General features: G+C 70.5%; 10 protein-coding genes. 5 read left to right on the plus strand and 5 right to left on the minus strand.

The annotated features are described in order from the left end of the window. Window positions 1–6 precede the first annotated feature (6 nt). Window positions 7–1,764: a trypsin-like serine protease gene (locus ACFYR3_RS27460; RefSeq protein WP_355841088.1), complete on the minus strand. Its 1,758-nt coding sequence runs from the start codon at window positions 1,762–1,764 to the stop codon at window positions 7–9. A gap of 467 nt (window positions 1,765–2,231) precedes the next feature. On the opposite strand from ACFYR3_RS27460, the gene ACFYR3_RS27465 reads away from it, so the two are divergent. The 4 genes from ACFYR3_RS27465 to ACFYR3_RS27480 all read left to right on the plus strand — a co-directional run bounded on the left by ACFYR3_RS27465 (window position 2,232) and on the right by ACFYR3_RS27480 (window position 5,920). Further along, a complete protein-coding gene (locus ACFYR3_RS27465; protein ID WP_389284921.1) occupies window positions 2,232–3,446 on the plus strand; it encodes a S1C family serine protease in 1,215 nt (404 codons plus the stop codon). A gap of 14 nt (window positions 3,447–3,460) precedes the next feature. Beyond that, window positions 3,461–3,640, plus strand: a complete 180-nt coding sequence (locus ACFYR3_RS27470) for a hypothetical protein (RefSeq protein ID WP_356784706.1) — start codon at window positions 3,461–3,463, stop codon at window positions 3,638–3,640. Window positions 3,641–3,719: 79 nt separating this feature from the next. Then, window positions 3,720–4,451, plus strand: a complete 732-nt coding sequence (locus ACFYR3_RS27475) for a response regulator transcription factor (protein WP_355841082.1) — start codon at window positions 3,720–3,722, stop codon at window positions 4,449–4,451. Further along, window positions 4,451–5,920, plus strand: coding sequence for a HAMP domain-containing sensor histidine kinase (locus tag ACFYR3_RS27480; RefSeq protein ID WP_356784657.1), 1,470 nt, complete (start codon window positions 4,451–4,453; stop codon window positions 5,918–5,920). Before ACFYR3_RS27475 ends, ACFYR3_RS27480 begins: the two co-directional genes overlap by 1 nt. 188 nt (window positions 5,921–6,108) lie before the next feature. Here the strand turns inward: ACFYR3_RS27480 and ACFYR3_RS27485 are convergent, their stop codons facing one another. Both ACFYR3_RS27485 and ACFYR3_RS27490 read right to left on the minus strand, forming a co-directional pair. Next, window positions 6,109–7,905, minus strand: a complete 1,797-nt coding sequence (locus tag ACFYR3_RS27485; protein ID WP_389284922.1) for a bifunctional metallophosphatase/5'-nucleotidase — start codon at window positions 7,903–7,905, stop codon at window positions 6,109–6,111. Between the two features lie 428 nt (window positions 7,906–8,333). After that, window positions 8,334–8,474, minus strand: a complete 141-nt coding sequence (locus ACFYR3_RS27490; protein WP_389284923.1) for a hypothetical protein — start codon at window positions 8,472–8,474, stop codon at window positions 8,334–8,336. A 129-nt stretch (window positions 8,475–8,603) separates the two neighbouring features. Between ACFYR3_RS27490 and mshD the strand changes: the two genes are divergently transcribed. Then, window positions 8,604–9,530 (plus strand): mycothiol synthase, encoded by a 927-nt coding sequence (gene mshD, locus ACFYR3_RS27495; RefSeq protein WP_355841076.1) that lies wholly within the window; start codon window positions 8,604–8,606, stop codon window positions 9,528–9,530. 36 nt (window positions 9,531–9,566) lie between these two features. Here the strand turns inward: mshD and ACFYR3_RS27500 are convergent, their stop codons facing one another. Together ACFYR3_RS27500 and ACFYR3_RS27505 are read right to left on the minus strand one after the other, a co-directional pair. Continuing rightward, window positions 9,567–10,154, minus strand: coding sequence for an ABC transporter (locus ACFYR3_RS27500; RefSeq protein ID WP_355841074.1), 588 nt, complete (start codon window positions 10,152–10,154; stop codon window positions 9,567–9,569). A 122-nt stretch (window positions 10,155–10,276) separates the two neighbouring features. Next, a complete protein-coding gene (locus ACFYR3_RS27505) occupies window positions 10,277–11,848 on the minus strand; it encodes an ABC transporter permease (protein WP_355841073.1) in 1,572 nt (523 codons plus the stop codon). Window positions 11,849–11,937: the final 89 nt, after the last annotated feature.

Here is an 11,937-nt window from a genome sequence, read left to right on the forward strand (position 1 = left end):
TAGGAACTAGAACAGCAGGTTGTACTGGTTGAAACCCGTGCCGAGGCTCTTGCGGCTGCCGAAGAGGCTGCTGGAAGCCTTGCCGGTGCCGGGGTAGAGCCAGAGCGTGCCGCCCGAGTCGCGGGCGACGACGTCGGCGATACCGTCACCGGTCACGTCGCCGTCAGCCACGTTCGCGGTGAAGTTCCAGCCCGTACGAGCCTGGATGCGCGCGGAGAACGGGGTCTTCTCGACCTGCGTGCCCCGGTAGAGGTACAGGACGCCCGAGCTGTTGCGGACCAGCAGGTCGGCACGGCCGTCACCGGACAGGTCGCCGTGGCCGAAGATCTTGACGTTCCTCCACGCCTTGTCGACGATCTTGACCCGGCCGTAGAACTGGCCGTTGCCCTTGCCCGGGTAGAGGTAGACCGAACCGTCGGAGTCCACCGCGACCAGGTCGGGGCGGGCGTCACCGGTCAGGTCACCGGGGACGGCGTACGACTTGTAGCCGCCCCAAACCGAGCTGATCTGCATCCACTCGAACTGGCCCGTGCCGTGGTTCAGGTAGCTGCGGTAGAGCTTGCCGTCGTTCTTGTCGCGCTCGATCAGGTCCTGGTAGAAGTCCCGGTCCAGATCGGCCTGGAGGACCCAGCTGGCGTTCTGCCAGCCGTTGCCCTGGTAGGCACGGGCGGCGAGCGAGGTGCCCTTGCTGTCCTGCTCGAACAGGCCGCCGGAAGGCGTCCGCTCCAGCAGGTCGGCGCGGCCGTCGAAGGTCAGGTCCGTGTCGTCGATGCGGGGCTGGGCCGCCCAGGTGTACGAGGACACCTTGGTGAACACCGGGTAGGCGCCCTTCGCGGTGCAGCCGGAGACACCCCACGAGACGATGCCGACGACCCTGCCGCCGACGATCACCGGACCGCCGGAGTCACCGTTGCACGGGCTCTTGGTGCCCTCGTCCACGCCGGTCGCCGGGGTGCCCGCACAGAACATCGAGCCCTCGACGAAGTCGTCCTCGCCGAGGACCGAGTTCATCGCGCTGTTGCAGGTGGAGTCGGAGACCAGCGGCAGGGTGACCTTGCGCAGGTTCGCCGACAGGTCGGCGTCCGTGGCGCCGGAGGTCAGGCCCCAGCCGTAGACGGTGGCGGAGTTGCCGGCCCTGTACGAGGCGCTGTCGCCCGCGGCCACCAGCTTCTGCCACTGCTGCTCCAGAGGACGGTCCAGGGTGAGGACCGCGATGTCGTTCTGGAGGGTCGAGTCGTTGAAGTGCGGGTGGTTCCACTGGCGGTAGACGCCCGCGACGGTGCCGTTGGTGTCGTCCAGCAGACCCGTGGCACCGGCGACCACCGCGCCGTTGTCCGTCCAGTCCAGACCCGCGACACAGTGGGCCGCCGTCAGGACCTTGTTCGGGGCGACGAGGGTGCCGCCGCAGAAGTAGCCGACCTGAGCCGTGCTGTCGTAATAGGAGAGCTGGACCATCCACGGCGCGGAGGAGATCGTCGTCTCGGTGCCGCCGATGATGAACGGCGTCTTCTTGGGAGCCGTGTCGGGGGTCGCCTGGGTCTTGGCGGCCTCGACGACGCGGTGGCGCAACTCCTTGTCGGAGGCGGTCGGCGCGGGCGCCGCCGTGGACTGGGCGACGCTCGCGTCGGGCAGTCCGGCCGGGTTGTCGGCCGCGGTGGCGGGCTGCGCCGCGAGGGCGCCGGCGCAGGTCAGCGCCAGCGCGAGAGCGGCCGTCGGCAACGCCGTGGCGGGGCGTCTCCAGCGGTCGCGCAGGGCAGGTATCACTCAGGACTCCTGGTGTGGGTGCGTGTGCTGTCTTCTTCGTCAGAGGCCCGAGAAGGGCATACGACGCACCGGCCCGATCGTCGACGGCAATCGCTTGCATCGACATCGGGCGTAACCGCGGAGCCCCCCTCCGGCCCGGAAATCGTAGGCCTCACCCGCCCCTCGACACACGCCCTTCACGGCGGTCGGACGAGTGTTCGTCCCGGGCGTTCCAGGACATCACCCGGGCGCAACCTGCCGTTCGCCGGAGCGGGACGGTCCGGGTGACGGGGGCCGTCCCGAACGCTCCGGCGGGCGGCCGCGGTCGGCTCCGGGCACACCGAGACGCACCGGGGATCACACAGAGAACTCGCAGGGGGTTCGCAGGAGACTCGCAGGAAGCATCTTTATATCGGGCATACGAGGTTCTGTCGGGCTTCTCAGGGACCACTCAGGGAGCTCTCATGATCCGGGGACAGTCTTATTTCATGACCGACAGCTTCCGCCGCAGCGGCGAGTACCCCCAGGGCGACGACCACGGGTCCGCGTACCCCGAGCAGCAGTCGCATCCCTCCTCCGTGAACCCCGAGTGGCCTCCACCGCCGGCGTACGACCCGGCCGCGCCGGTCCACGTCGAGCCGGGCACCACCGTCTGGCCGGGCTCCGGCCACGGTGGCGGCGGCGGGAACGGCGGCCACGGCGCGGACCCGTACGCCGGTTACCCCGATCCCGACCCCGTCGGCTCCACCGCGGCGTTCGCCACGACGGCACCCGGCCACCCGGAGCCCCGCGCGGCCGCCACCGCCAAGCGACGGGCCAAGGGGCCGTTCGCCCTGCTCGCCGCCGTGGCCATCGTCGCCGCGGCCATCGGCGGCGGCACCGCGTACGCCTTCCAGGAGCTGACCGGCAACGACACCGTCGCCTCCAGCAGCACCAGCAGCACCAGCGTGGTGCCCACCAGCCAGCGGGGCACGGTCTCCGGCGTCGCCAAGGCGGTCAGCCCGAGCATCGTCGAGATCAGCGCGACCTCGAACGCGGGCTCGTCCACCGGCTCGGGCGTGATCATCACGACCGGCGGCGAGATCGTCACCAACAACCACGTCATCTCGGGCGCCTCCGAGATCAAGGTCCAGCTGAACGACGGCAAGTCGTACACCGCGAAGACCGTCGGCACCGACAGCAAGAAGGACCTCGCGCTGATCAAGCTGGAGAACGCGCCGTCCGGTCTGAAGCCGGCCACGCTCGGCGACTCCGACGGCATCCAGGTCGGTGACCAGGTCGTCGCGATCGGCTCCCCCGAGGGCCTGACCGGCACCGTCACCAGCGGCATCGTCTCCGCCCTCGACCGTGACGTGACCGTCTCCACCGACGAGAGCCAGGGCCAGCAGCAACAGCAGGGCGGCGGCAGCGGCCAGTGGCCGTTCGAGTTCGGCGGCCGCCAGTTCAACGGCGACACCGGCTCCTCCACGACGACGTACAAGGCCCTGCAGACCGACGCCTCGCTCAACCCGGGCAACTCCGGCGGCGCCCTCATCGACATGAACGGCAACATCGTCGGCATCAACTCCGCGATGTACTCGGCCGCTTCGGACTCCTCGTCGTCCTCGTCGAGCGCGGGCAGCGTCGGCCTCGGCTTCGCCATCCCGATCAACACCGTCAAGTCCGACCTGGCCACGCTGCGGGCCGGCGGTTCCGACAGCTGACCCCGGAGGTCGCCATGATGATCAAGCGCGTCCCGCACACCGCGGCCGTCGGCGACCCGGCCGGACTCGGCCTCGCCCTGGCGGTCGCCCGCGAGCTGCACACGCCCGCACGGCGCGCCCCGGAACTGGCCCCCGCCGTCTCCCGGCCCGCCCCGCGCCGGGCCTCCGGCCACCGCCGTACCGTACGAAGCTGATCCATTCCGGGGCAGCCCGGAACGTGCGAGGCTGAAAGCACCCGATCACGACCCATCCCACCCGAGGAACCCGACACCCATGAGCTCCGCCGAAGGCGACCGTGAAACCCAGCGCATCCTGATCGTCGACGACGAGCCGGCCGTGCGCGACGCACTCAAGCGCAGTCTCGCCTTCGAGGGGTACGACACCGAGGTCGCGGTCGACGGCGCGGACGCCCTGGAGAAGGCGACGGCCTACCAGCCCGACCTGGTCGTCCTCGACATCCAGATGCCCCGCATGGACGGTCTCACCGCGGCCCGCCGGATGCGCGGCGCGGGCACGACCACGCCGATCCTGATGCTGACGGCCCGTGACACGGTCGGTGACCGGGTCACGGGGCTGGACGCCGGGGCGGACGACTACCTCGTCAAGCCCTTCGAGCTCGACGAACTCTTCGCCCGCATCCGGGCGTTGCTGCGGCGCAGCTCGTACGCGGCGTCGGCGGGTGCGGTCGTCGAGGACGACGCGCTGACCTTCGGCGACCTGCGCATGGACCTGTCGACGCGCGAGGTCACCCGTGCGGGGCGCCCGGTGGAGCTCACCCGCACCGAGTTCACCCTGCTGGAGATGTTCCTGGCCCACCCGCGCCAGGTCCTCACCCGCGAACAGATCCTGAAGGCGGTCTGGGGCTTCGACTTCGAGCCGTCGTCGAACTCCCTCGACGTCTACGTCATGTACCTGCGCCGCAAGACGGAGGCGGGCGGCGAGCCGCGCCTGGTCCACACGGTGCGGGGCGTGGGGTACGTACTGCGCTCCGGCGGCGCGGAGTGATGCGCAGATTCAGGTCGCTGCCCCTGCGGTCCCGACTGGCCCTGCTGGTGGCGGCGGCGGTGGCGTTCGCGGTGGCGGCGGTTTCGGTGACGTGCTGGTTCATCGTGCGCGGGAAGCTGTACGACGAGCTGAACAATGAGTTGCAGTCGTCGGCGACCCGCCCGCAGGGCAGGAACATCGCCAACACCATCAACAACTGCAACAGTTCCACGAGCGACCCGTCCGGCCAGACACCGCCCGACGCCGGGGGGTTCCGGGCACAGTTCGAGTCCTACCTCCAGGTGGTCACCGCGAACGGTCAGTCCTGCGTCGCACCCGTCTCGCCGGGCAAGATCGAGGTCACCGGCAGCGACACCGACTTCGCCAAGAACCCGGTCGCGGGCCACGGCATCTTCCGCGACGGCAGCGACACCAAGGGCAACCCCGTACGGGTTCTGACGGTCCCCCTGACCATTGGCGATCAGAACGGCACGACTTCGATCGTCCCGGACGCCGCGACCATGTACGCCGTCCCCCTCAAGGGCACCAACTCCACGCTCAACGAGCTGGCCCTGGTGCTCCTGCTCGTCGGCGGCATCGGAGTGGTCGGCGCCGGGGCGGCCGGGCTCTGGGTGGCGCGCGCCGGTCTCCGCCCCGTCGACGAGTTGACGGACGCCGTCGAGCACGTCGCCCGTACCGAGGACCTCACCATCCGCATCCCCGTGGACGAGGAGAGCGACGACGAGATCGCCCGGCTCTCCCGTTCGTTCAACTCGATGACCGCCTCCCTCGCAAGTTCCCGCGAGTTGCAGCAGCAGCTCATCGCCGACGCCGGGCACGAGCTGCGGACTCCGCTCACCTCCCTGCGTACGAACATCGAACTCCTCACCCGCAGCGAGGAGATCGGCCGCCCGATCCCCCCGGCGGACCGCAAGGCGCTGCTCGCCTCGGTGACGGCGCAGATGACCGAACTGGCGGCGTTGATCGGCGACCTGCAGACGCTGTCGCGTTCGGACGCGGGACACCCGGCCGACCGGGTGGAGGTCGTGGCACTCCAGGACACCGTGGAAGCGGCCCTGCGCAGGGCCCGGCTGCGCGGCCCGGAGCTGACGATCACGGCCGATCTGGAGCCCTGGTTCGTCCGGGCGGAGCCCTCCGCGCTGGAGCGGGCGATCGTGAACATCCTCGACAACGCGGTGAAGTTCAGCCCCGGGGGCGGCACCGTCGACGTCCGGCTGAAGGACGGCGAACTGACCGTGCGCGACCACGGCCCCGGCATCCCCACCGACGAACTCCCGCACGTCTTCGACCGCTTCTGGCGTTCCCCTGACGCGCGGGCCCTCCCGGGCTCGGGCCTCGGCCTGTCCATCGTGGCCCGCACGGTCCAGCAGTGCGGCGGCGAGGTGTCGCTGCACCCCGCGGCGGGCGGCGGCACGATCGCGACCGTACGGCTTCCGGGGGCTCCGACGGCTCCGCCGGACATGTCCTGACCGACACCCCATGGACCGACACCCCATGAGCGACAATGCCTGACAGGCTCCCGCGAACGAGCCCCCACCCGACTCGGCGACTGCGAGGGGTGGGGGCTCGTTCGTCTCACGGCGCAGCTCGGGGACGAGGCTCGGGAACGAGGCTCGGGAACGAAGCGGAAGCCCCCGAGCCCGGTCCTCGGGATCAGCTACTGAACGATCGTGATCCGGTCCGCCGCCGGGACCGGGTACGGCGTCGAGGCCGAGGAGTTGGCCGTCAGGTAGGCACCCAGGGCGGCCAGGTCGTCGCCGCCGACACGGACGTTCGTGCCCTTGCCGAGTTCCGCGAAGCCGTCGCCGCCGCCCGCGAGGAAGGAGTTCATCGCGACGCGGTAGGTGGCGGCCGGGTCGATCGCCGTGCCGTTGAGCTTGACCGAATCGGCGACGACACGCGCCGCGCCGGTCTTGGTCTGGTCGAGCGTGTAGGTGAGGCCCTTGGAGATCTGAAGGATCTTCGGAGCGGCCTCGTTGGCACCGCTCACCTGCTGCTGGAGTGCGGTGATCACCTGGGCGCCGGTGAGGTCGACCAGGTTCACCGTGTTGGCGAAGGGCTGGACCGTGTACGCCTCCCCGTAGGTCACCACCCCGTCGCCTTCACCGCCGCTCGCGGTGTAGGTGAGTCCGGCGCGGATGCCGCCCGGGTTCATCACCGCGAGGTCGGCCTCCTGGTCGACGGACTTGGCGTACGCGAGCTGCGCGTCGGCGATCAGGTCGCCCATCGGGGACTCGGTGCCGGTGTTGCCGATGTCACCCGCGATGTAGCCGATGGAGCGCGAGGCGACCGGCGCGGAGAGCGCCTTCCACTTGGTGATCAACGACGTCATGTCGGCGGCCTTCGCGACATCACGCGTGACCACGTGGTTCGCGGACTTCACCGCCGTGCGGGCGATGTCGCCGGTCCAACGGTCGTACGTCAGCGTCGTGTCCGTGTAGAGCCGGCCGAAGGAGGAGGCCGAGGTGACCATGCGGGGCCTGCCCGCCGGGTCGGGGATGGTGCACGCGTACGCCTGGTGGGTGTGGCCGGTGATCAGCGCGTCCACGGCCGGCGTGACGTTCTTGGCGATGTCGACGATCGGCCCCGAGATGCCGTCACCGGCGCCGGGGCTGTCGCAGTCGAAGTTGTACGCCGTCGACGCGGGCGCCCCGCCCTCGTGGATCAGCGCGACGATCGACTTCACGCCCTGGTGCTGGAGCTCCTTGGCGTACTTGTTGATCGTCTCGACCTCGTCGCCGAACTTCAGGCCCTTGACGCCCTCGGCCGAGACGATGTTCGGTGTGCCCTCCAGCGTGACGCCGATGAAGCCGATCTTGACGCCGTTCTTCTTCCACACCCAGTAGGGCTTGAGGATCGGCTTCCCGGTCTTTTCGTCGGTGACGTTCGCCGCGAGGTAGGGGAAGTCGGCGCCGGTGAACTTCTCTCCGCCGTAACAGCCGTCCGTCGGGTGGCAGCCGCCCTTCTGGAGCCGCGCCAGCTCCTTGGCGCCCTCGTCGAACTCGTGGTTGCCGACCGAAGTGACGTCGAGGTCGAGGCCGTTGAGCGCGTCGATCGTCGGCTCGTCGTGGAAGAGGCCGGAGATCAGCGGGGAGGCGCCGACCATGTCACCGGCGGCCGCGGTGATCGAGTACTTGTTGCCCTTGCGGGCGTTGCGCAGATGCGTGGCCAGGTACTCGACACCACCCGCGTCGATGGTCTTCGTCGTGCCGTCCGCCTCCAGCTCCGTGACCCGGCCCGAGGAACCGGTCGGCGGCTCCAGGTTGCCGTGCAGGTCGTTGAAGGACAGCAACTGGACGTCCTGGTAGCGGCCACTGCCGTGGTGGTGCAGCGGTGTGGCCTTGTCCTGGTGCGCGCTGGCGGGCATCGCCGCGGCCAGCGCACCGACGGTGGCGAGGCCGGCGGCGGCCGCGAGGAGGCGATGAGTGCGTCTGTACCGGATCGTGGGCGGCATGGTTCCCCCTGGAGAACGGTGAGATGCGAAACGGTGTGCCGTACGTGAGCCGAGCAGTGGTACGTGCCGAGCAGGTGGTGCGTGCCGAACGGGCTGTCCGAGCTGCCGGGCCCCCGCCGGCGACGTGCGCCGTTCGGGACCCGCGGTGGTGCGGGTGGTGCGGGTGGTGCGGACTGCCGGCCCCGCACGTGATGCGAGCCGTGCGGGGCCCTCAGGCCGTGCGGGCTGCGCGAACCGTGCGCGAGCCCCACGACCTGAAGGACAGCCGCAGCTTTGCACGCACTTTAGAATCAACGCGCGTAGCGCGAAAGGGGGTTGGCGATTTGACTGCCTGTGAGCATGTTCTGGCGTGCACGTATGAGTTTCGACGGCCTCCGCCCGTACGAGGCCCGGAGAGAACGAAGGTTCCCGCCTCGAATGTGTGACCTCTACGGATGACGGTCGTTGGGTGCGGTGACGGGATCGGGCTCTTCGGACCGGGCAGCGGTGAGCAGGTTGAACGGGTTGCGCCCGGTGGCGGCGTGGTTCGTGGTGCACGTCACCGCCGCCCATCGAGTACCGTCGGGCACCCCTTCGAGCCTCTGCCCCGATCCGCGAAGGCATGCTCGGACCGGCCCGGATTGCCCTTCCCCGCCACGACCCGTGTCCACGCCGCCCAACTCCTCGTCCCCCCATCACCGAGCCGTACCCTCGTATCCATGACCAGCGACGACGCGGCACCCTTCGCCCTCACCCGCTCCATCGAGACCTATTCCGTGCTCTCCCCGGATCAGGCCGAGGACGTGCTCCGGCTGCTCGCGGAAGCCGCTCGGGCCGATGGACAGCAGGCCGTGTCCGAACAGGGGCGGCTTCAGCTGAAGGGCGGGAGCCGTGAGGGCGTCCGGCATCTGCTGCTGACCCTCGGCGACGAACTGATCGGCTACGCACAGCTGGAGGACACCGACCCGGTCGAGGCCCCGGCCGCCGAGCTGGTCGTCCACCCGGCATACCGGGGTCACGGGCACGGACGGGCCCTCGGCTCGGCCATGCTCAACGAGTCCGGGAAGCGGCTGCGGGTGTGGGCGCACGGCGGGCACTCCGCCGCCCGGCATCTCGCACAGGTCCTCGGCCTCACCCTGTTCCGCGAACTGCGCCAGATGCGCCGCCCGTTGGAGAACCTCGACCTGCCCGAGCCGAAGCTGCCGGAGGGAGTGACCGTCCGGACCTTCGTGCCCGGCCAGGACGACGCCGCCTGGCTCGCCGTGAACGCCGCCGCCTTCGCCCACCACCCCGAACAGGGCTCCCTCACCCAGCGTGACCTGGACGACCGGACCTCCGAGCCGTGGTTCGACCCGGCCGGCTTCTTCCTCGCCTTCCGCGGCGACGAACTCGTCGGCTTCCACTGGACCAAGGTCCACGCCGAGGAGGGGCTGGGCGAGGTGTACGTCCTCGGTGTGCGCCCCGGCGCCCAGGGCGGCGGTCTCGGCAAGGCGCTGACCACGATCGGCCTGCGCCACCTCGCCGCACAGACCCTGCCCACCGCGATGCTCTACGTCGACGCCGACAACAAGGCGGCGGTCACCGTCTACGAGCGTCTCGGCTTCGTCACCCACGAGACGGACCTGATGTACCGAACGGAGTCCTGAGCCCTCGCTGCGCGAGCTCCGCTCCGCGGGCCGAGGTCAGCGGTGGGCGAGGACGGTTGTCCGGCGTCGCCGCAGGGGTTCGGCCAGGGAGAGGGCTCCTGCCAGCACGGCGATGACCAGGACGCCCGCCCAGCGCCGGTGCGCGTCGTCCCAGTGCGGGTCGGACGGTCCGACGAAGAGCTCCCAGCGTTCGGGGAGCAGCAGCGCGGCGCCGAAGAACGCGCCCAGGATTCCGGCGGATATCGCGATCCCCGGCTCGCCGGCGTCCGAGTGCCGCACGGCTACGAGCGCGGAGGCCAGCGCGACCACCATGACGGCGGCTGCCTCCAGGGTGATCGCGCCCACCGGGGGCCGGCCCTTGGCGGGTTCGAGGAACAGCGCGGCCGTCCAGCACGCCACCATGGACGGCACGACGAGCGCCAGCCGCAGCCCGGTCCGCAGAGGGCGCCTGACCGGCACCGTGGCCGTGGTGTGCCGGGCCGGATCGTCGAGCAGGAACGCCAGCCCCAGGGCGAAGGCGAGGGCGGAGGCCCGCAACAGGTTCAGACAGAGCCATGGATCCGGTGGACCGGAGACCGTCCGAGAGGCGGCGGCCGGCAGCAGCCCGAGGACGGCGCCTGTCATCAGGGCCCACCGCGGCAGACTGCGCCAGACAGGTCGGAGCAGGGCGCGTGCCACGATGTGCGCGGGAGGGGGCCCGGCGGCTTCCGCGGACGGGCCCGCAGAAGTCCCTCCCAGTGTCTTCGCTACTCCTCGCACGAGCCACTCCCCGAATCCGCGTGCGTCCCCTCGCCGCCGGCCGGCACGCCGAGCAGCTCGGCCACCCGTGCCGTGGGCGTCTTCGCCGACGTCAGCTCCGTCCAGTGGGCCTTCACCTTGGCGGCGACGCTGTAGTGCGGCCTCTGAAGCAACTCACGCACCACGGTGGTCTGTTGAGCGGACATGGAGATGGGGTTCGTGGGGGCCAGCGCGATGGCGGAACCCTTGATGCTGTCGTCGAGCCGGACGTTGCGGAGGGACTTGACCGGGTCCGGCTGTGTGCTCAGTGCCAGCCACATCGTGGTCACCACGCGGGCGTCGCACATCTTGCCGGCGGCGTCCTCGTCGCCCGCGACCAGGACAGAGGCGACACCGACCGCGAACTCGGGAAGGCGGTTGCCGCCCCAGCGCGTGCCGACCGTCACGGTGCCCGGCGTCGTGGACGGGGAAATCGCGGCATCGCTCTGAAGGCCGTAACGGGCGTCGATCCGCTGGCGCACGGTCAGCCGCTCGCCCCCGGCCGAACCGCCCGCGCGGGACTGAATGCGGTCGACGGCGTCGGCCCAGTCGGCGGTACGGCCCGCCCACTCCGGGAAGGCGCAGTACGTGGACCGTCCGTGCTTTACGCAGGTCTGCACCTTCTGCGGGGTCACGGACGCCTTGGTGCGGGCCGCGAGCAGCGAGGCCGGCTCGTCGGGGGACTGTCCGGCCACGCCGACGGCCGTCGCGGCGAGCGCGACCGCGGCCACCGACTTGACCAGCCGGGTCCGGCCCCCGCTGATCAGCACGGCAACGCAGAGCAGCAGGACCGCGAGGCCCGTCAGATAGAGCGCGTGCCAGGCGGCCGGGCGGCCCAGCAGTTCGGAGGGGAAGGGGTCGGCACCCTCTTCCACGACGACCGGTCCGAGCCAGGCCACCCAGTGCTTTCCCTGGGTGGCCGCGGAGACCAGGGTGGTGAGGACGAACGCGCCGATCACGAAGGGCGGGGCGACGAACCCGACCGGTATCACCCGGGCGAGCAGGACGCCCAGGACACCGGCCAGCAGGACCATCAGCGGGCCCACGACCAGTTCGGCGGGTGAGCCGTGACCGACGGCGCCCGGCTTCAGTGCCGCCCAGGTGTACTGGAAGCCGACGACGAACGCCGTGATCGCACCGAGGGGCAGGACGGACAGCGCGTGCGCCACCGTACGCCGCCAGTGCTCCATGGGCAGGATGTCGAAGTGCTGGTCGGTGGAATGCCGGCGGGACCGCAGCACTGCGCGGTTGACGCAGATGAACACGGCGACGGCCAGCAGCATGGGGGTCGGCTGGGTGGCCCTGTCGGCGTCCTGGAGGACCGGGAAGTCGTCCATGCCGTCGCCCCCGATGAACAACCTCCAGCCGGCGTAGCCGACATACAGCGCGAGGAAGAGCAGGACCGGGATCTGGAGGAGCAGTTCGCGTGCTTCGAAGCGGGCGAGGGCCAGGACTGCGGCCACCCGGGATTCCGTGCCCCGCGCAGGCGGCTCCACCCCCGTGGGAGCCGCCTGCGTGATCGTGCCGGTGGTGGCGCTCATTAGAGGACCATCCCTTCTGCAGCCCTCACGAGTAGGGTTGTGACCTCTCGGTCCCGGTGGGTGCATGGCCTGTAGTGCGTGCCGTTCGA

Source organism: Streptomyces sp. NPDC005784, from assembly GCF_042871525.1.
Classification (GTDB): Bacteria; Actinomycetota; Actinomycetes; order Streptomycetales; family Streptomycetaceae; genus Streptomyces.

Coding starts and splice junctions, on each gene's coding strand:
- ACFYR3_RS27465 (WP_389284921.1), top strand. CDS start 2,232: ATGACCGACAGCTTCCGCCGCAGCGGCGAGTACCCCCAGGGCGACGAC.
- ACFYR3_RS27470 (WP_356784706.1), top strand. CDS start 3,461: ATGATGATCAAGCGCGTCCCGCACACCGCGGCCGTCGGCGACCCGGCC.
- ACFYR3_RS27475 (WP_355841082.1), top strand. CDS start 3,720: ATGAGCTCCGCCGAAGGCGACCGTGAAACCCAGCGCATCCTGATCGTC.
- ACFYR3_RS27480 (WP_356784657.1), top strand. CDS start 4,451: ATGCGCAGATTCAGGTCGCTGCCCCTGCGGTCCCGACTGGCCCTGCTG.
- ACFYR3_RS27485 (WP_389284922.1), bottom strand. CDS start 7,905: ATGCCGCCCACGATCCGGTACAGACGCACTCATCGCCTCCTCGCGGCC.
- mshD (WP_355841076.1), top strand. CDS start 8,604: ATGACCAGCGACGACGCGGCACCCTTCGCCCTCACCCGCTCCATCGAG.
- ACFYR3_RS27500 (WP_355841074.1), bottom strand. CDS start 10,154: ATGACAGGCGCCGTCCTCGGGCTGCTGCCGGCCGCCGCCTCTCGGACG.
- ACFYR3_RS27505 (WP_355841073.1), bottom strand. CDS start 11,848: ATGAGCGCCACCACCGGCACGATCACGCAGGCGGCTCCCACGGGGGTG.